Genomic DNA, 18,029 nt, shown 5'->3' with positions numbered 1-18,029 from the left:
CACACCACCGGAAGGACCACTGTGACTGCACTGCTGCTGTTCCTGCTCAACCTCGCGTGGCTCGTGCTCATCGCCCGCGTGCTCGTCGACGTCGTCGGGGCAGCCGTCCCCGCCGGCGGCCTCGCCCACCCCCCGCTGGTCCGGGTCCGCTCCGGGCTGCACCGGGTGACCGAGCCTGTGCTCGCCCCGCTGCGCCGGGTGCTCCCGACGCCCAGGCTGGGTCCGGTGGTGCTCGACCTGTCGGTCGCGGCGGTGCTCGTCGGCATCGCGGTGCTCCGCGTGCTGCTGCGCGGATGAGGGTCCTGCTCGTAGAGGACGAGGCGAACCTCGCCGAGACCGTCCGCCGCGGGCTGGCCGCGGAGGGCTGGGTCGTCGAGGTCGCCGAGGACGGGGTCGACGGGCTGTGGCGGGGCAGCGAGCACCCGTTCGACGTGATCGTCCTCGACATCATGCTGCCCCGCCTCAACGGCTACGACGTCCTCAAAGGACTCCGCGAGCGGGAGGTGTGGACCCCGGTGCTGATGCTCACCGCCAAGGACGGTGAGTACGACCAGACCGACGCCTTCGACCTCGGCGCTGATGACTACCTGACCAAGCCGTTCAGCTTCGTCGTCCTCGTCGCCCGGCTGCGCGCCCTGCAGCGCCGCGGCGCTCCCGCCCGCCCGGTCGTGCTCAGCGCGGGTGAGGTGACCCTCGACCCCGCGCGGCGCCGCGTGCACCGGGGTGGTGTCGAGGTGGGGATGACCCGGCGGGAGTACGGGTTGCTGGAGTTCCTGCTGCGTCACAAGGGTGTGGTGATGAGCAAGAACGACATCCTCACCGGGGTGTGGGACGCCCACTACGAGGGCGACGACAACATCGTCGAGGTCTACGTCGGCTACCTGCGCCGCAAGCTGGGCGCCCAGGTCATCGAGACCGTCCGGGGCAGCGGCTACCGGTTGCGTTCCGAGGACTGAGCGGGGTCGCGACCGGGGAGCTCGCCCTCGGGCAGCTCGACCACCACGCGGGCACCCCCCAGCTCGGAGTCGGAGATCGTGATGCTGCCGTGGTGGGCGGCGACGATCTCGGCGACGATCGCTAGCCCGAGCCCGCTGCCCCCCGCGGAGCGGGCACGCCCCTCGTCGAGACGCACGAAGCGTCCCAGCACGGCTTCCCGCTGCCCCGCGGGGATCCCTGGGCCGTCGTCCTCGACGACCAGCCGGGCACCGCCCGGCACGGGGTGGGACGTGAGGACCACGCGGGAGCCGGCGTGGCGGACGGCGTTGTCGACCAGGTTGCGCGCCACACGAGCCAGCTGGGCCTCGTCACCGCGGACCCGGGCGGGGTGTGCGTGGGCGGCCACCGCCACGACGCCGGTGGCACGGACTCGGGCTGCCTCGTCCTCGACGAGGTCGTCGACGTCGACGTCGGCGACTCGGAGCGGCAGGCGCTGCTCGTCGGCCTTGGCGAGCAGCAGCAGGTCCTCGACCAGGTGCTGCATGCGCTGCGCCTCGGGCAGCAACCGGGTGCGGACCAGCTCCCGGTCGATCACCCCCGGGCGGTCCTGCGCGAGCTCGAGGGCGGCGGTCACGGTGGCCAGGGGGCTGCGCAGCTCGTGGGAGGCGTCGCCGACGAACCGGCGCTGCGCATCGTGGCCGGCCTGCAGCCGGGCCAGCATCGCGTTCAGGGTCACGGCCAGCCTGGAGATCTCGTCGCGGGGGCGGGGAACGGCCAGGCGCAGCCCGAGATCGGCGGTGCTCACGTCCGCCACCCGGGACCGCATCCGCTCCACCGAGCTCAGCGACCGCCCGACCAGGACGTAGGTCAACGCCCCGGCGACCACGACCACCAGCGGGAGACCCGCGGCCAGCAGCACTCCCACGGTGGTCAGGGTCTCGGTGATGGCGGCGGAGTCGACGGCCACGACCGCGGTCAGCTCACCCCCGGGGCCCGCGACCCCCCGCGCGGTGACCCGGAAGTCCCCCGCGACCCCGGGGAGGTCCACCGACCCGGTCTGCGAGGTGCCACCGTCGGGAAGCGGAGCGGCCAGGGCGGCGCGAGGAGCTCCGGGGGAGGCGAGCAGCACAGAACCGGTGGCGGTGACGATCTGCACCACCGACGTCTCCCCGGTGGTGGCCAGCAGGGCCGGGTCCGCCGGGGACGGCGCGTCCGTGGTCAGCTGGGCGGCGATCTGCTCGACCCGACCGGTGGCGGCGTCGTCCGCGCTGGACGCCAGCGTCACCTGGAGCACCCACAGCACCCCCGCGGCCACCACGGCCAGGGCCGCGGCGAGCACGACCACCGCGGCCAGGCTCAGCCGGACCCGCACCCCCCAGTCCCGGGGGTCCACCTTGACCGTGACCACGCGCAGCGTCCTCCAAGTCGTGGGTGCAGCTCGGCTGTGGCCCCGAGCCTGCCCGTCCACGGGCGGCCGTGAGGGTCGGGTGGTCAGGCCCCGGTGACGTCAGGCGGCCAGCGCGCCCTGCAGTACGGCTGCGGAACGTAGCCAGCAGGACCTGTGCGGCCGCTGAGGACAGGGACTGGACCACGCCTCCTGCCGCACCCGCGTGGGGTCGTTCGGAGCGACGGCAGGGTGAGTCGCCGCGGCTCGCGGCCGAAACGCGGCAGTCCACTGGTGGACGACGTGGAGCTGACCGGGGAGTGCCCACAGCCCCTTCTCAGCCGCCGCCGGCATCCTTGCGGTGACGTGGGCACGTGCCCGGACAGGGAGGACCGTCGTGGCGCAGCTGCCGATACCGTTCGGTCGGACCGGGGACGCCCCGGCCGCGGACCACCACCGTCGCCGGCGGCGGCGACTGGGGCGCCTGCTCGTGGCGGCACTTGCGCTGGCAGGCGTGATCGTCGCCGGCGCCTGGCAGCTGACCCCGTCGGTGGCTGACGCCCATGCCCGCGTCGCTGCCCGTCTTGCCGCCGTGGGCGCGCGAGACCCGGGCGCGCTTCCCGTCCCCGACCCGGTGGGGCAAGCGGTCATCGCCACCGAGGACGCGGGGTTCAGCCGCAACCCGGGAATCTCCGCCGCCGGGGTCTACCGGTTCCTCACCGCCCCCGTCACCGGCAACGCAGGCAGCGCGACGCTCGAGCAGCAGCTGGCGAAGGTGCTTTACAGCAACGGCAGCCAGGACCTCCTTTCGCAGGCTGAGGACGCCGCACTCGCAGTGAAGCTGGACGCTGCCTACAGCAAGGACGACGTGCTCCAGATGTACCTGGCGGTCGTCTACTTCGGACACGGGTACTACGGTCTGCCCGCCGCCGCGCGCGGCTACTTCGGCGTCGCCCCCTCCGACCTGAGCTGGGCGCAAGCCAGTCTCCTCGCCGGACTGGTCCAGGCCCCCAGCGCCTACGATCCGCTGGCCCACCTCGACCTGGCCGTCAGCCGCCAGGGCCACGTCCTCGACCGACTCGTCGCCACCGGGGTGCTCACCGCCACCCAGGCCGACACCGCCCGCACCGCCCCACTCGGCTTGCAGAACCAGTCCTGACCGTCTCGGGGGTGCCGACCGTCGCCCGAGCCCGTAGCCCGTCGCCAACGGACCTCGGGTGAGGCGAGGTCCGGTCGACCGCTGACCCGCAGCACGGCGACGACCTCCCGGCGAGCCCCTCAGCGGGGCATGCACGCTCACACCGGGTTCCCAGGTTCGTTGCGCACACTCCCGGGCATGATCGAGGCCCACGGACTGACCAAGCGCTACGGCGACCGCACCGCGGTCGACGAGCTCACCTTCACCGTGAGACCGGGGATCGTCACCGGTTTCCTGGGGCCCAACGGGGCCGGCAAGTCGACGACGATGCGGATGATCCTGGGCCTGGACGCCCCCAGCTCGGGCTCGGTGACGGTGAACGGCAGGCCCTACCGCGAGCACGCCACCCCGCTGCACGAGGTCGGCGCCGTCCTCGAAGCCCGGTCGGTCCACCCCCGACGTACCGCCCACAACCACCTGCTGGCCCTGGCCCTGACCGCGGGCATCCCGCGCTCCCGGGTCGACGACGTGGTGGACGCCGTGGGTCTGCGCGAGGTGGCCCGCAAGCGAGCCGGCGGCTTCTCCCTGGGCATGGGGCAGCGACTCGACATCGCCATCGCGCTGCTCGGCGACCCGCGGACGGTGATCCTCGACGAGCCCGTCAACGGGCTCGACCCCGAGGGCATCCGCTGGATCCGGGACCTGCTCAAGGGCCTCGCCGCCGAGGGTCGGACGGTCTTCGTCTCCTCGCACCTGATGAGCGAGATGGCGCTGACCGCGGAGCACCTCGTCGTCATCGGGCGCGGCCGGCTGATCGCCGACGTCTCCGTGGCCGAGTTCATCGCCCGGGCCTCGCGCGACGTGGTGCGGGTGCGCACCCCCGAGCCCGACCGGCTGCGCGCCCTGCTCGCGGCCCCGGACGTGACCGTCACCCCGACCGACGACGGGGCCCTCGAGGTCAGCGGTCTCAGCAGCGACCAGGTCGGGCTCGCCGCCGGACCCGCGGGGATCTACCTGCTGGAGCTGGCCACCCAGCAGGCGTCGCTGGAGGACGCCTCCATGGACCTCACCCGCGACAGCGTCGAGTACCAGGCGGGGAGCTCCCCCGCCGCCACCCAGACCGCAGGAGCCACCCGATGACCACCTCACCCACCGCGCCCGTGACCGAGCACCGGGGCGTCACCGGCCACGGGACCGGCCCCGGCTACCGCGTCACCCAGCTCGGCGTGCTGCGCGCCGAGCTGACCAAGCTCCGCTCGCTGCGCTCCACCGTGTGGTCCCTGCTCGCGGCGGCCCTGCTCGTCATCGGGCTGTCGGTGCTGGTGCCCCTGGTGGCGGTGTCGCACTGGCCGCCGCGCAACCCCGCCGAGGCGGCCGGGTTCGACCCGACGGCGCGCAGCCTGGCGGGGATGTTCCTGGCGCAGCTCGCGATCGGCGTGCTCGGCGTCCTGCTCGTCACCGGCGAGTACGCGACCGGTTCCATCCGGTCGACCTTCGCCGCCGTGCCGGCCCGGCTGCCCGTCCTGTGGGCCAAGAGGGCGGTGTTCGCCGCCGCCACCCTCGTGGTGATGGTCCCCGCCGTGCTGGTCGCGTTCTTCGTGGGGCAGACCATCCTGTCCGGCAAGGGCATCCAGGCGTCGATCGGTGACCCCGGGGTGCTGCGGGCCGTCATCGGCGCGACCCTGTACCTCACCGTGGTCGGGGTGCTCGGGATCGGCCTCGGGACGTTGCTGCGCAGCACCGCGGCGGGGATCTCCGCGTTGTTCGGGCTGCTGTTCGTGCTGCCCATCATCGTGCGGCTGCTGCCCTCCTCGGTCAGCGACCCGGTGGGCAAGTACCTGCCCAGCAGCGCGGGGCAGGCGATCACGGCGGTCGTCCCCGAGTCGACGTCCCTCTCGCCCTGGGTGGGCTTCGTGCTCTTCTGCGGCTACGCCGCCCTCGCCGTCGGCGCGGCTGCAGTCATGCTCCTGCGCCGCGACGCCTAGGCCCGGGCGCACTCCGACGGCCCACGGACCGCGCGCCGGGACCGGTCCGCCCGCGCCTGCAGGTCAGGCTCGCTGCCAGGGCCGCGACGAGCACGACCACCTCGGCCCGGCTCGGCCGGATCCGTACCCCATACCCCCCAGTCCCGGGGGTCGACCTCGAGCGTGACCACGCGTCTCCTCCTCCTCCTCCTCCTCGTCCCCGCGGGCGATCGACCGTGTCCCCGGAGCCTGCCCGACCGCGGACGGCCGTGAGGGCCGAGCAGCGGCGAGCTGCTCGGCCCTCACGGGTGGGGTGGTCAGGCTCCGGGGGTGTCCGGGGTCTCGGCCGCGCCCGGCACGTCGGGGGTGGTCTGGTCGCCCTCCTGGACGTTGTCCCCGTCGGTGGCGCCCGGGGCGTCGGGGGTGTCCCCGGCCTCGGGGGTGTCCACGGCGCCGGGGGCGTCGGGGGTGTCACCGGGGGTGGCGACGTCGCTGGAGCTGCTCGAGGGTGCGGGCGAGGAGGCCGTCGCGGCGCTGGCCACACCGGCCCCGACGCCGCCGAGGGCGAGCACGGCCAGGGCCGTCGCCGCGATGCGCTTCTTGACCTTCATGGTTGGTGTCCTTCCCTGATCCGGTCCGCGCTCTGCGGGCCGATGGGAACGACTGTGCCCACGCCCACCTGAGCCCACGCTGAACGTTGCTGAGCGCCCGCCACAGCCCCCGGATGCCTCCTCAGCGTGGGTTCAGCACGGTGTGGGCACCCTTGCGTCGGTGCGGGTCCCGGGAGCTCCCGGGTGCGGCCCGCGCACGACCACGACAGGGAGCCCCCGTGACGACGACCCCGACGAGACCGTCCGCGCCGCCTGCCCGTGCCCGGGTCCGGCGGCGCTGGGCGCGGCTGGTCGTCGCCGTCCTGTCCCTGCTGCTCGTGGTCGGAGGGGCCTCCTACCAGCAGGCACTGACCGCTCCGGGGCGGGCGTCGTGGGCGGCCCGCACGGCTGGGTGGGTGCGCGACAACGGAGGTGCACCGCTGGTCAACGCCGCCGAGAACTGGTACTACACCCGCAACCCGCCACCCGACACGGCCCCGCCCGCAGCCGAGCTCCCCACGCCGCCGACGGGAGCGGGCCCCCCGGCCCGCGACCGCGCCACCCTGCCCACCCTGCCCGGGCCCACGACGCTGCCCGGTGAGGGGAGGTGGACCCCGGGGCGTGCCACGGCGTCGGGGGCGCCCAGCTCGTACACCTCGTTCTTCCAGCCCGATCCCCACCACGCCGGCGTCATCGCCGGCGTCGCCTGGATACGTTCAGGAGCCACCACCGCCCACCTGGTCGCCGGCACCCAGGAGCCCGGAGGCGGTCCGTGGCCCGGGTCGGCGCAGGTGCCCACCTCCGACGTCGGTGCGCTCGTCGCGACCTTCAACTCCGGCTGGAAGCTGGGCGACACCACCGGCGGCTTCTACCTCGCCGGCAGGACCACCGGCACCCTGCGCGACGGTCAGGCCGCGCTCGTCATCGACGACACCGGTGCCGTCACCGTGGGGCAGTGGGGCCGCGACGTGTCGATGACCCCCCACGTGGTCGCGGTCCGGCAGAACCTGGCGCTGGTCGTCGACCACGGCGCGGTCGTGCCGGGGCTGGGAACGAACAGCGGTGACAGCTGGGGCAGCGCCCGCAACCAGCTGCAGTTCACCTGGCGTTCCGGGATCGGCGTGGACGCGACGGGCAACCTCGTCTACGTCGCCGGCGACGGGATGACCCTCGACACGCTCGCCACCGCCCTTCGGGGCGCCGGCGCCGTGCAGGGGATGGAGCTCGACATCCACCCCGGGATGGCGTTCTTCGCCGCGTGGCGCCCGTCGGGCAGCGGGACGGCCCCCACGGCCCTGCTCCCGACGATGCCGAGCCCCGCCGACCGCTACCTCACCCCCGACCAGCGGGACTTCTTCTACCTGACCCTCGCCGCCCCGGGCGCGACCCGCCCGACCGGGTGAGCACCCATCCCGATCCTCAGCGCCGCCTCAGCAACACCCGCGCACCCTGCGAGCACGACCCCGTCGCGACCGGGTGCTCAGCCACCCAGCCCCTCCGAGAGGAACTCCCATGACACTCCCGCAGACCGACGCACCCGACGCGACCGGCGCACCCCGCGCCTCCCACGCCGACCGGGAGCACGCCGCCCGGGTGGTGCACACCGCCGCAGGTGAAGGAATGCTCACCCTGGAGGAAGCCGAGGAGCGGCTGAGCGCCGTGTACGCCGCACGGTTCCGCCACGAGCTGGCGCCGCTGCTCTCCGACCTCCCCGTCGACGACCCCGCCGCGACCCCACCCGCAGCCGGGGTGGGGGCGCGGCTGCTGAGGGCCTGGGCGGTGGTGGGAGCCCTCGCGCTCAGCGTGACCGGGTGGGCGAACCGGCACCGCGTCGCGGCGGTGCTGCTCGGGGTGCTGGCCCTCGGGGTCGCCGCGTCGCTCGTCCTGGTCCTCGGTGACGCACTGGGTGGGGACGGACCGCACGGCGAGGGCCACGGTGCCGGGATGATGGAGCCCTGACGTGACCACCACAGCGGAGCCCTGAGGTGACCGGTACTGCGTGGGCCGTCGCCCTCGCGATCGCCGCCGCCGCCGCGTACGCGTGCGGCGTCGTCGTCCAGCAGCGCGCCGCGACCGCACCCGGCCAGGAGGACGGTGCCGGCCCGAGCCTGGCCCAGGTGCTCCTCAGCCCGCTGTGGCTGGTCGGGGTCGGTCTCGACGCGGCGGCCTTCGGCCTGGAGTTCCTGGCCCTGCGCGCGGGGACGCTGTCCCTGGTCCAACCACTGCTGGTCAGCGGGCTGCTGTTCGCGCTGCCGCTGGGGGCCGCGGTGACCGGTGTGCGCGTCACAGGGCGCGACGCCCGAGCGGCCGCGCTGGTCGTGCTCGGGCTCGTGGTGGCGGTCGTGGTCGCCGCCCCGACCCACGGCTCTCGCGGCGCCCACCCGCGAGCGTGGCCGCTCACCCTGGTCTCGGTGGCCGTCGTGGTCGGAGTCCTGCTGCTGGTGGCCGTCGCTCGTCGCGGGCCCCTCACCCGCACCGTGTCCCTCGCCTCCGCGGCCGCGATCGTCAACGGTGTGCTGGCCGCGTTCGGCAAGGCGGTGGCCGTCCGCAGCGGGCACGGCTGGCTGGCCGCAACGTTGAGCTGGCCCGCGCTGGGGTTGGCCGTGACCGCCGTGCTCACCCTCACCCTGGCGGCCGCCGCGTTCCGCGCCGGTGTCCCCACCGCGGCCATCGGGATCCTGTTCGCCGGCGAACCCGCAGCGGGAATCGTCATGGGGGTTCTCCTGCATGGGGGCTCGCTGCGCCACGGTCCCCTCGCCGTACCGGTTCTCGCCGCCGCCCTGCTGATGTGCCTCACCGGCGTCGCCCTGCTGGCCCGCAGCCCCGCAGTGCTCGCGTCCTACACCGCCCACCCCCAGCACGCGGCCCCGCAGAGCTGCCCCGTGACCCCGCTGGTCGCTACCGCCACCCCGGCCGCCGGTCCCGCACGGGCCGGCACCTGAGCCGCAGGACCTGCGAAGCACCCTCGAGTCCTCGTCGACCGCCGGATCCACCGGTCGACGGGGATGTTCTCACCGACTCTGTGCACGACAGCGGTAGTTATCAGGTCGTGTGGGACTCGGTGACCTGTGCCCCGATGTGCCACATCGACCTCTGCGGTGGCCTCCGCACCGCCTCCGTGGTGGTGTCGCACCGTCCTGACCTGCGTCGATACTGGGTGGGCCCCGTGGGGATCGAACCCACAACCCGCGGATTAAAAGTCCGCTGCTCTGCCAGTTGAGCTAGAGGCCCGTCGAGGCAGGGTAGTGGCCCGGGCGGTCAGGCGCGGGTGCCGCGCAGCACCACGTCGACCACGAGGCCGTAGACCAGGTGCGAGGCCGGCTCCCACACCAGCGCGGCCCGCGGCAGCCGGTGCAGCGGGGCCTGCAGCCCGGCCGCGGGCAGCACGCTCGCGTGCGTCGCCCCGAACACCGCCGCGCCGTACACCGCACCGCGGCCCCGACCCAGCGCGGGCACCCGGTCGCGGAGGAACGCGTACACCACCGCGGATCCGATCCCCATGCCCCAGTGCAGCACCTCCGAGCCCTGCTCGGCCGTGTCGTCCGAGGCGTGCGACCCGGTGGCGGCGTGCACGGCCCGGTCGACGAGCTCGGCGGGCGGCATGCGCTCCGGGTGCCCGGCCGGGTCGGCGCCGGGACGGGCCTGCGCGGCGTCGTCGGGCGGCAGAAGCGCCTCGGCGGCCGGCTGCAGCAGGGCCTCGGCCTGGGACTTGGCCGCGGTGGCGACGACCCCGGCCACCAGGCCGCGGGCGAGGGTCAGCAGAACGGCCACGACGACTCTCCTCCTCGACGGGTGCAGGAGCGGCGAGGCTGCCACAACCGGACCGGCAACGCAGCGTCTACTCGGCGGTCGTGGTGCGCGTCAGCCGGACCTCCTCGACGTCCAGCGTCGCCTGCACCTGCCGCAGCACGATGTCGTCGATGAGCTGCTCGTCGCGCAGCCCCACCAGGGTGGTGCGCTGGTGGCCCAGCAGCGCCAGCCGCAGCGCCGTGTACTGGTCGTGGTGGGCCAGGGCGGGGTCGTCGGCCAGCGGGTCCGCGTCGAGGAGGCGCCGGTGCTTGGCCAGCTCCCGGTGCACCCGCTCGACGACGTGCGGCGCACTGCCGAGCTCGGCGGCGAGCCCGTCGACCGCGGCGGCCGCGGCCTCGGCGGTGCGGGTCTCGGCCAGGCGGCGCTCCTGGGTCACCGCGTCGTCGTCCGGCAGCCGGGCCCAGCGGACCACACCGGGCAGCACCAGGGCCTGCAGCAGCGTCAGCACGATGACGCCCGCGGTGACCAGCACGATGAGGTCCCGGTCGGGGAAGGGCGAGCCGTCCGCGAGCTGCTGCGGCACCGCCAGCGCCGCGGCCAGCGACACGGCGCCCCGGAAGCCGGCGACGGCGTTCACCGTGCGCTGCCGGGCGGAGACCCGCCGCAGCCGCTGCGCGGGCCGCCGGTCCAGGGCCCGGATGACGTACGGGGTGGTGTACAGCCACGCCCACCGGACGCCGACGACGGTCGCCGTCACCGCGACCACGTAGCCGACCGCGGTCAGCACCGGTGTGCTGGTCAGCTGCCGGGCCGCGGTCTGGGCCTGCAGGCCGACGAGGACGAACAGCCCGCTGCTGATCACGGTGGTGGCCAGCCCCCAGAACGCCGTCATCTGCTGCCGGGCGGCCGCCCCACCGCCGGCCCCGCTCAGCCGCGGCGCGGCCTGGCTGATCATCAGCCCGCAGACCACCACGGCCAGCACCCCGGACGCGTGCACCAGCTCGGCGAGCAGGAACGCCGTGAACGGGGTGAGCAGCAGCGCGATGTTGGCCAGCACCGGGTCGTCGAGGCGTCGGCGCAGCGGCCCGCTCAGCTGCGCCGTGAGCACCCCGGCCAGCACGCCCCCGCCGACGGAGAGGACCAGCAGCCACGAGACGTGCAGCGCCCCGAGCTGCTCGCTGCCCACCGTCACCCCGACGGCCAGGCCGTAGATGACCAGCGCGGTGCCGTCGTTGACCAGGCTCTCGGCGCGCAGCATCGTGACGAACCGCCGCGGCAGGGCGCGGGCCAGCACCCCGACCGCGGTGGCGTCGGTGGGGGCGAGCGCCCCGCCCAGCACCCAGGCCGGGCCCCACGGCATGCCCAGCAGGTGCGCCACGGTCGCCACCCCGCCCGCGGTGGCGACGACCAGGCCGGTGCTGGCCAGGACGACGGCGCGCAGGTTGCTGCGGATCTCGCGCAGCGACGTCGTCAGGCTCTCCCAGAACAGCAGGACGGGCAGGAACAGCAGCAGCACCACCTCGGGCGGCAGCTCGGCCCGCCGCAGCTCGGTGGAGAACCCCAGCAGCACACCGAAGCCCAGCAGCAGCAGCGCGGGCGCCACGGGCACGCGGCGTGCGAGCAGCCCGCTCAGCACCAGCGCGGCGCCGATCGCGACGACCACCTCGAGACCCAGCACGGTCCACCTCCCGCCCCGACGGGGACGCGACCGCACCCGGGCGCGGGCGTCCACCCCGCGATCCTGGCAGGACGCGTCCGGCCCGGTCGAGGACACCCCTGACCCCACTGTCGAGGACCGAGGACACCGCGGGGTGCGCCCGCTAGCGTGCAGGTCCGGCGCGGGCACCCGAGCCCGCCGAGGCACCCGGGGGTGGTCAGGTGGAGCAGGTCGGTGACGACGCGTTCCTCGTCGGGGGGACGTCGGTCAACTGGCTGGTCGTCCGGGACGGCCGCGACGTCACCCTGGTCGACTGCGGGTACCCGGGGGACCGGGAGCGCGTGGTCGCGTCGCTGGCCGAGCTGGGCCACGCGCCCGGGGACGTGGCGGCGGTGCTGCTCACCCACGCCCACGTCGACCACGTGGGGGCGTGCGGCTGGCTGCACCGCGAGCACGGGGTGCCCGCGCTGGCGCACCCCGACGAGCTGCCGATGCTGCACGGCGAGCGCGTCGAGCAGGCCCCCGTGCCCGACATCGTTCGGCGCTCGTGGCGCCCCCGGGTCGCGCTGTGGGCCCTCTCGGCCGCGCGGGCGGGTGGACGCCGGCACGAGGTGCTGCCCCACGTGCGGGCGTTCGACCCCGCCGGCACGCTCGACCTCCCGGGCTCCCCGCAGCCGGTGCCCGTGCCGGGGCACACCGCGGGCTCGACGGCGTTCCGCTTCCCGGGCCTGGGCCTGCTCGCCAGCGGCGACGCGCTCATCACCGGGCACGCGATCTCGCCCGTCACCGGGCCGCAGCTGGTCCCGGACTTCTTCTCCACCGACCCCGCGGCCACGGACACCGCGCTCGACGTGCTCGCCGACGTCGACGCCGACACCCTCGCCCCCGGGCACGGCCCGGCGTGGCGCGGCCGCCCGCGCGAGGCCGTCGCCCGCGCCCGGGCGAGCACCGGCCGCCGACTGCGTTGACGGCCGGGCCCGCGGCCGGTGGGCCTCAGGAGCCGGTGGAGTCCTTCTGCCGGATCTGGCCGTCGCGGCCGTGGATCACGGTCTCCCCGCCGGTGTTCCGGGCGATCTCGCGTGCCCGCTCGGTCGCGGCGGCCTGGGTGTCGGCGTGGGCGCTGGCGCGCTGCGCCGACTCCTTCTCGACGTCCCACCCACCGTCGGGGTTCGGCACGACGTGTCGGTCCTTCTCGGTCATCGTTGACCTCCCGGTCCGGGCGGCGTCTCCGGTGACGCCGCGGAGAAGTTGATCTTAAGTCGCCGCCCCCTGGTGGTGGGGACGACGAGCCTCGACGCACATCCTTGGCAGGACTACAATCATTGTCATGACTACAACTACTGAGACACGTCAGAAGCGGGTCCTGCTCGTCGGGGCCTCCCGCGGTCTCGGCCTGGCCCTGGCCCGGCACTGGTCCGACGACGGCCGGTCGGTGGTGGCCACGGTGCGCGGTGAGGCCCGGACCGCCCTGCACGACCTCGCCGACACCCCCGGGGCCGACGTGGTGGTCGAGCACCTCGACACCACCCACGACGAGCAGGTCGCCTCCCTGCGGGACCGCTTGGCGGAGCGCCGGTTCGACCTGCTGTTCGTCAACGCCGGGGTGACGGCCGAGCCCGAGACCACCGTCGCGCTGACCTCGACGGCCGAGTTCACCCGGGTCATGGTCACCAACGCGCTCGCGCCGCTGCGGGTGCTCGAGGCGCTGGCCGACCTCGTCGAGCCGGCGGGCACGCTCGCGGTCATGTCCTCGGGGCAGGGCAGCGTCTCGCGCAACGAGGACGGCGGCCACGAGGTCTACCGCGGCAGCAAGGCGGCGCTGAACACGTTCCTGCGCAGCTACGCCGCGCGGCACCGGGGCGAGCCCCGGACCCTGGCCCTGGTCGCACCGGGGTGGGTGCGCACCGAGCTGGGCGGGCCCGACGCCCGGTTCGGCGTCGACGAGTCGGTCTCCGGGGTGGTGCGGACCCTCGACGGCCTCGTCGGGCGGCCCGGCCTGCACTACGTCGACCACCAGGGCCGCACGGTGCCGTGGTGAGCCGGCGCGAGCGGCACGACCCCACCGCCGCTCGGGCGTGGGCGCTGATGCAGGACCTCGTCGAGGGCCAGGACCGGCGGGCCGAGCTGGCCCGGACGCTGGGGTTCCGCCTCGGCGGCGGCCGGAGCACCGTGCTGCTCCGGCTGCGGGACGGCCCGGCCACCCTCGTCGAGCTGGCCGCGGCGATCGGCAGCGACGCGCCCTACGCCACGGTGGTCGTCGACCAGCTGGAGACCCACGGCCTCGTCGCGCGCGGGCCCCACCCCGACGACCGGCGCCGCAAGCTGGTGTCGCTCACCCCGGCGGGGGAGCAGGCGGTGGCGACCGTCGACGCGGTGTGGCGGCGCCCCCCGGCCGAGCTGCAGCGGCTCGACGGTGCCCACCTCCAGCAGCTCGTCACGCTGCTGACCGAGCTGACCCCGGACGAGCCGCCCCGGGACACCCGACCGCCGGGGCAGGAAGCACGCTGATCGACCCCCGCACGTCGCCCGCGGGGGCACGAAGCCCGCTACGTGCCCCCGCGGCGGGCCGTCCAGGGGCAAGAAGCCCGCTACCTGCCCCGGGAGGCGAGCGGGTCAGGCCGGGGCGCCGGGCTCGGTCACCCCGCGGGCCAGCACGGGCAGACCGGTGACGAGCAGGCCCAGCAGCTCGTCGCGGGAGAGCGACGCGGTGGGGTCGGTCAGCCAGGTCACGACGACCTCCTCGGTGAACGCGATCCAGCCGCGCACCGCGAGCCGGCTGGCCGTGGTCGTCGGGATGCCCAGGTCCTCCGAGCCCTCCACCGTCCGCCGGGCCATCTCGGTGCGGGTCGCGTCGAGCACGGCCTGCAGCGCGGGCTCCGAGGCGCCGCCCCGCAGCAGCGAGACGTAGGCGTCCCGGTTCTCGCTGACGTAGTCGACGAAGCTCGCCACCGACGCGTGCAGCCGCGCCAGCGGGTCCAGCGCCGGGTCCGGCGCGGTCAGCTCCAGCATCTGCTGCGCCACCTGCTGCACCACCGCCACGCGGTAGTCCTGCTTGGACGCGAAGTAGTGGAAGAGCAGGCCCCGGGAGATGCCGGCGCGGTCGGCGATCTCCTCGACCGAGAGCTCGTCGAGGGTGCGCGAGGACAGCATCTGCACGCCGAGGTCGATCAGCTGCGCCCGGCGGGCCTCGGGGCTCAGCCGGGTGCGCTTCACCGCCCTGGTCGTGGTCACGGCGCCACTGTAGCGCGGCTCACTGAACGCAGGTCAACAACTATTGACCGGAGTTCAACAGGGCGCTACCGTCGACGCCATGACAGCGACCACCTCCGCCCCGTCCGAGACGCCGACGTCCGGGACGAGCCGCCACACCGGGATCGTCATCGTGGGCAGCGGCTTCTCCGGCCTCGGCGCCGCCATCCGCCTGACCCAGGAGGGCATCACCGACTTCCTGGTCCTCGAGCGCGGCCACGACGTCGGGGGCACCTGGCGCGACAACACCTACCCGGGTGCCGCCTGCGACGTGCCCTCGCAGCTGTACTCGTTCTCGTTCGACCTGAACCCGAACTGGTCGCGGTCGTTCTCCACCCAGCCGGAGATCCAGGCGTACCTGCACGCCACCGCCCGCAAGCACGGCGTCGTCGACAAGCACGTCTTCGACTGCGAGGTGGAGTCGGCGACGTGGGACGCGGCGACGAGCCGCTGGGTGTTCGAGACCTCGCAGGGCCGCTTCACCGCCGACGTCGCCGTCAGCGCCGTCGGTGCGCTGTGCGAGCCGTCGCTGCCCGCCATCCCGGGCCTCTCGGAGTTCCCCGGCAAGGTCGTGCACACCGCGCGCTGGGACCACGACGAGGACCTCACCGGCAAGCGCGTCGCCGTCATCGGCACCGGCGCCTCCGCCATCCAGGTGGTGCCCGCGATCGCCGAGCGCACCGCGCACCTCGACGTCTACCAGCGCACCGCGCCCTGGCTGCTGCCCCGGTTCGACCGGGAGTACACCCGCGTCGAGCGGCTGGCCTACAAGCTGGTGCCCGGCCTGCAGCGGCTGGCCCGCACCCTCATCTACGGCGCCCGGGAGACCCAGGTGATGGGCCTGGCCAAGAACCCGCGCCTCATGCTGCCGCTGCGGCTGGCCGCGAAGCGCCACATCCACGACCAGATCTCCGACCCGGAGCTGCGCGCGAAGGTCACCCCGAACTTCGAGATCGGCTGCAAGCGCATGCTCATCTCCAACGCCTGGTACCCGGCGCTGGCCCGCGACGACGTCGATCTCGTCACCGACGGCATCGTCGAGGTGCGCGGGAACGCCATAGTCGCCTCCGACGGCACCGAGCGCGAGGTCGACGTCATCGTCGTCGCCACCGGGTTCCACGTCACCGACTCCCCGACGTTCGAGGGCTTCCACGGCGCGAAGGGGCGCTCGCTGGCCGACAAGTGGCGCGAGACGGGGATGGAGGCCTACAAGGGCCTCACCGTCGACGAGTTCCCCAACATGTTCTTCCTCGTCGGGCCCAACACCGGCCTGGGCCACACGTCGATGGTCTACATGATCGAGTCCCAGATCAACTACTTGGTCGACGCGGTGAAGACCATGCGCGGCAAGGGGTTGGCCACCGTCGAGCTCAAGGAGCAGGTGCGCGTGGACTACAACGCCGAGCTGGCGCGCAAGATGGACGCGACGGTGTGGATGAACGGGGGCTGCTCGAGCTGGTACCAGGACAGCCGCGGCCGCAACACCACGCTGTGGCCCGACTTCACCTTCCGGTTCCGGGAGATGACGAAGACGTTCGACCTCGAGTCCTACGACGCGACCCCCGCGGGCACCGCCGCCCGCACCGAGCACAAGGAGACCGTGGCATGAGCACCGACCACTTCGCGGGCAAGGTCGTCGTCGTCACCGGCGCCGGCTCCGGCATGGGCCGCAGCATGGCCGTCCAGCTCGCCGGGCGCGGCGCGCGGCTCGCCCTGTCCGACGTGGACGAGCGCGGCCTGGCCGAGACCCGGCGGCAGTGCGAGCTGCTGGGGGCGGACCTGCGCACGGACCGGCTCAACGTGGCCGAGCGGGCCGAGGTCCAGACCTACGCGGAGACGGTGCAGAACCACTTCGGCGTGGTCAACGTCGTCATCAACAACGCCGGCATCGCGTTCAGCGGGGAGGTGGAGCGCTCGGAGTACAAGGACATGGAGCGCGTGATGGACGTCGACTTCTGGGGCGTGGTCAACGGCACCAAGGCCTTCCTGCCCCACCTCATCGCCTCCGGCGACGGCCACGTCGTCAACACCTCCAGCCTCTTCGGCCTGCTCGCGATGCCGAGCCAGAGTGCCTACAACGCAGCCAAGTTCGCGGTGCGCGGGTTCACGGAGTCGCTGCGCCAGGAGATGCTCATCGCGGGGCACCCGGTCAAGGTCAGCTGCGTGCACCCCGGGGGCATCAAGACGGCCATCGCCCGCAACTCCACCGCCGCCGAGGGCCACGACGCCAAGGCGCTGGCCGAGTTCTTCGACACCAAGCTGGCCAAGATGACGGCGGACGACGCGGCGCGGGTCATCCTCGCCGGCGTCGAGAAGGGCAAGCCGCGCATCCTCGTGGGCTCCGACGCCATCGCGCTCGACGCCCTGGTCCGCGTGGTCGGCGCCCGCTACCAGCGGCTGTTCGCCACCGTGGCGGGGCGGATCCTGCCCAAGCCGGTCCAGCCCCCGTCGGTCGGCCCGGAGGCCACCGCGAACCAGGTCTGACCACCGCGCACGACGACGGGCCGGCCCGGGCAGGAACCCCCTGCCCGGGCCGGCCCTCGTCGTGCGAGCCACCCGACCGGCCCGGTCGGTGCGGGACGCGACCGGGCCGGTGCCTAGGTGGTGGTCGAGGTCCCCGTGGCGGTGGACGTGCCGGTGCTGCCCCCGGTCCCGCTGCCCCCGGTCCCGCTGCCCCCGGTCCCGCTGCCCCCGGTGCTCGCGCCCGCGACGACGACGCGGGCGGTGATGGTGCCGTCGCCGGCCTGGGTGCCCTGCACGACGACTGCGGTCCCCACCCCGACCTCGTCGCCGGTCTGGGAGAGCAGCCGGGTCTGCCCCGTGGTGGTGACCGTGACGTCGGCGCCGTCGGTGGTCTGCAGCGTGAAGGTGGTGGCGGAGTCGACGGAGGCGATGGTGCCCGCGGCGCGCACCGCGCCCGTGCCCGTCGCCCCGCCGGTCGTCCCCGGCGCGGTGCCCTGCGGCGCCGTGGCCGCGGCGACGGGGGAGGCGACGGCCGCGGTCGTGGTCCCCGCGCCTGCGTGGCCCAGGCCGAAGCCGACGGCCCCGCCGAGACCGAGCAGCAGCACCCCGGCACCCACGGCCGCGCCGACCCGACGGCGGGCCCCACCTCGCGCCGCGGCCGGACCGGGCTCCGGCAGCGCGGGTGCGGCGACCCAGCCCGCGGTGGGCGTGGCGCGCCACGACGGGTCCGGCGGCCACGACGCGGCCCGGGACCCCTCGGCGGCCGGCGCCTGCTCCGGGGGAACCGCGGCGGCGGGCGACTGCTCCGGGGGGCCGGCGCCTGCGGGGTCGCCTGGCTGGTCGGGGGTCCGGTCGGGGTGCTCGGTCACGGCAGTGCTCCTGCTCTCCTGCGTCGTCG

20 protein-coding genes and 1 tRNA gene are annotated in these 18,029 nt (G+C 74.6%); 13 read left to right on the top strand and 8 right to left on the bottom strand.

Going from position 1 to position 18,029, the window contains the following annotated elements; all coding sequences use genetic code 11:
• Positions 1–21: 21 nt before the first annotated feature.
• Positions 22–297 (top strand): YggT family protein, encoded by a 276-nt coding sequence (locus ACYVOF_RS06075; protein WP_460864731.1) that lies wholly within the window; start codon positions 22–24, stop codon positions 295–297.
• Positions 294–956 carry a response regulator transcription factor gene (locus ACYVOF_RS06070; RefSeq protein WP_460864729.1) on the top strand — a complete coding sequence of 221 codons (663 nt, stop codon included), beginning with the start codon at positions 294–296 and terminating at the stop codon, positions 954–956. Before ACYVOF_RS06075 ends, ACYVOF_RS06070 begins: the two co-directional genes overlap by 4 nt.
• Here ACYVOF_RS06070 and ACYVOF_RS06065 read toward each other — a convergent pair.
• On the bottom strand, positions 932–2,344 hold the full coding sequence (locus ACYVOF_RS06065; protein WP_460864728.1) for a sensor histidine kinase: 1,413 nt from the start codon (positions 2,342–2,344) through the stop codon (positions 932–934). The two genes, ACYVOF_RS06070 and ACYVOF_RS06065, sit on opposite strands and share 25 nt — an antisense overlap.
• Before the next feature lie 373 nt (positions 2,345–2,717).
• Here ACYVOF_RS06065 and ACYVOF_RS06060 point away from each other — a divergent pair, with 373 nt between their 5' ends.
• The 3 genes from ACYVOF_RS06060 to ACYVOF_RS06050 all read left to right on the top strand — a co-directional run bounded on the left by ACYVOF_RS06060 (position 2,718) and on the right by ACYVOF_RS06050 (position 5,443).
• Positions 2,718–3,479, top strand: coding sequence for a transglycosylase domain-containing protein (locus tag ACYVOF_RS06060; protein WP_460864726.1), 762 nt, complete (start codon positions 2,718–2,720; stop codon positions 3,477–3,479).
• A 177-nt stretch (positions 3,480–3,656) separates the two neighbouring features.
• The gene (locus ACYVOF_RS06055) at positions 3,657–4,598 is read left to right on the top strand and encodes an ABC transporter ATP-binding protein (RefSeq protein WP_460864724.1); all 942 of its coding nucleotides are present in this window, start codon (positions 3,657–3,659) and stop codon (positions 4,596–4,598) included.
• The gene (locus ACYVOF_RS06050; protein WP_460864722.1) at positions 4,595–5,443 is read left to right on the top strand and encodes an ABC transporter permease subunit; all 849 of its coding nucleotides are present in this window, start codon (positions 4,595–4,597) and stop codon (positions 5,441–5,443) included. Before ACYVOF_RS06055 ends, ACYVOF_RS06050 begins: the two co-directional genes overlap by 4 nt.
• A 296-nt stretch (positions 5,444–5,739) precedes the next feature.
• Here the strand turns inward: ACYVOF_RS06050 and ACYVOF_RS06045 are convergent, their stop codons facing one another.
• Positions 5,740–6,033 carry a hypothetical protein gene (locus tag ACYVOF_RS06045; RefSeq protein ID WP_460864720.1) on the bottom strand — a complete coding sequence of 98 codons (294 nt, stop codon included), beginning with the start codon at positions 6,031–6,033 and terminating at the stop codon, positions 5,740–5,742.
• 218 nt (positions 6,034–6,251) lie between these two features.
• Here ACYVOF_RS06045 and ACYVOF_RS06040 point away from each other — a divergent pair, with 218 nt between their 5' ends.
• From ACYVOF_RS06040 to ACYVOF_RS06030, 3 genes are all read left to right on the top strand, one after another.
• Complete coding sequence (locus ACYVOF_RS06040; protein ID WP_460864718.1) at positions 6,252–7,415, top strand: phosphodiester glycosidase family protein; 1,164 nt, start codon at positions 6,252–6,254, stop codon at positions 7,413–7,415.
• A 109-nt stretch (positions 7,416–7,524) separates the two neighbouring features.
• On the top strand, positions 7,525–7,971 hold the full coding sequence (locus ACYVOF_RS06035; RefSeq protein ID WP_460864716.1) for a DUF1707 SHOCT-like domain-containing protein: 447 nt from the start codon (positions 7,525–7,527) through the stop codon (positions 7,969–7,971).
• Between the two features lie 26 nt (positions 7,972–7,997).
• Positions 7,998–8,954 (top strand): DMT family transporter, encoded by a 957-nt coding sequence (locus ACYVOF_RS06030; RefSeq protein ID WP_460864714.1) that lies wholly within the window; start codon positions 7,998–8,000, stop codon positions 8,952–8,954.
• 216 nt (positions 8,955–9,170) lie between these two features.
• Here the strand turns inward: ACYVOF_RS06030 and ACYVOF_RS06025 are convergent.
• From ACYVOF_RS06025 to ACYVOF_RS06015, 3 genes are all read right to left on the bottom strand, one after another.
• Positions 9,171–9,243 (bottom strand) — tRNA-Lys (locus ACYVOF_RS06025).
• Between the two features lie 27 nt (positions 9,244–9,270).
• Complete coding sequence (locus ACYVOF_RS06020; protein ID WP_460864712.1) at positions 9,271–9,783, bottom strand: DUF1440 domain-containing protein; 513 nt, start codon at positions 9,781–9,783, stop codon at positions 9,271–9,273.
• 67 nt (positions 9,784–9,850) lie between these two features.
• Entirely contained in the window at positions 9,851–11,440 is a 1,590-nt protein-coding gene (locus ACYVOF_RS06015) for a Na+/H+ antiporter (protein ID WP_460864711.1), read from the bottom strand.
• A 200-nt stretch (positions 11,441–11,640) separates the two neighbouring features.
• Between ACYVOF_RS06015 and ACYVOF_RS06010 the strand changes: the two genes are divergently transcribed.
• Positions 11,641–12,387, top strand: coding sequence for an MBL fold metallo-hydrolase (locus ACYVOF_RS06010; protein ID WP_460864710.1), 747 nt, complete (start codon positions 11,641–11,643; stop codon positions 12,385–12,387).
• Between the two features lie 25 nt (positions 12,388–12,412).
• Here ACYVOF_RS06010 and ACYVOF_RS06005 read toward each other — a convergent pair whose 3' ends face one another.
• The gene (locus ACYVOF_RS06005; RefSeq protein ID WP_460864707.1) at positions 12,413–12,619 is read right to left on the bottom strand and encodes a DUF2188 domain-containing protein; all 207 of its coding nucleotides are present in this window, start codon (positions 12,617–12,619) and stop codon (positions 12,413–12,415) included.
• Positions 12,620–12,746: 127 nt separating this feature from the next.
• Between ACYVOF_RS06005 and ACYVOF_RS06000 the strand changes: the two genes are divergently transcribed.
• Both ACYVOF_RS06000 and ACYVOF_RS05995 read left to right on the top strand, forming a co-directional pair.
• Positions 12,747–13,457 carry an SDR family oxidoreductase gene (locus tag ACYVOF_RS06000; RefSeq protein WP_460864705.1) on the top strand — a complete coding sequence of 237 codons (711 nt, stop codon included), beginning with the start codon at positions 12,747–12,749 and terminating at the stop codon, positions 13,455–13,457.
• Positions 13,454–13,927: a MarR family winged helix-turn-helix transcriptional regulator gene (locus ACYVOF_RS05995; RefSeq protein ID WP_460864703.1), complete on the top strand. Its 474-nt coding sequence runs from the start codon at positions 13,454–13,456 to the stop codon at positions 13,925–13,927. Before ACYVOF_RS06000 ends, ACYVOF_RS05995 begins: the two co-directional genes overlap by 4 nt.
• A 105-nt stretch (positions 13,928–14,032) precedes the next feature.
• On the opposite strand, the gene ACYVOF_RS05990 is transcribed toward ACYVOF_RS05995, so the two are convergent.
• The gene (locus ACYVOF_RS05990) at positions 14,033–14,650 is read right to left on the bottom strand and encodes a TetR/AcrR family transcriptional regulator (protein WP_460864702.1); all 618 of its coding nucleotides are present in this window, start codon (positions 14,648–14,650) and stop codon (positions 14,033–14,035) included.
• Between the two features lie 79 nt (positions 14,651–14,729).
• Here ACYVOF_RS05990 and ACYVOF_RS05985 point away from each other — a divergent pair, with 79 nt between their 5' ends.
• Both ACYVOF_RS05985 and ACYVOF_RS05980 read left to right on the top strand, forming a co-directional pair.
• The gene (locus ACYVOF_RS05985; protein WP_460864700.1) at positions 14,730–16,277 is read left to right on the top strand and encodes a flavin-containing monooxygenase; all 1,548 of its coding nucleotides are present in this window, start codon (positions 14,730–14,732) and stop codon (positions 16,275–16,277) included.
• Entirely contained in the window at positions 16,274–17,152 is an 879-nt protein-coding gene (locus ACYVOF_RS05980; protein ID WP_460864699.1) for an SDR family NAD(P)-dependent oxidoreductase, read from the top strand. The genes ACYVOF_RS05985 and ACYVOF_RS05980 overlap by 4 nt, the downstream gene beginning before the upstream one ends.
• 113 nt (positions 17,153–17,265) lie before the next feature.
• Here the strand turns inward: ACYVOF_RS05980 and ACYVOF_RS05975 are convergent, their stop codons facing one another.
• Positions 17,266–18,000: a single stranded DNA-binding domain-containing protein gene (locus ACYVOF_RS05975; protein WP_460864697.1), complete on the bottom strand. Its 735-nt coding sequence runs from the start codon at positions 17,998–18,000 to the stop codon at positions 17,266–17,268.
• Between the last annotated feature and the right edge of the window lie 29 nt (positions 18,001–18,029).

It is taken from the genome of Rhodococcus aerolatus (assembly GCF_054783215.1).
This window is presented reverse-complemented; position numbering and strand designations above follow the sequence as displayed.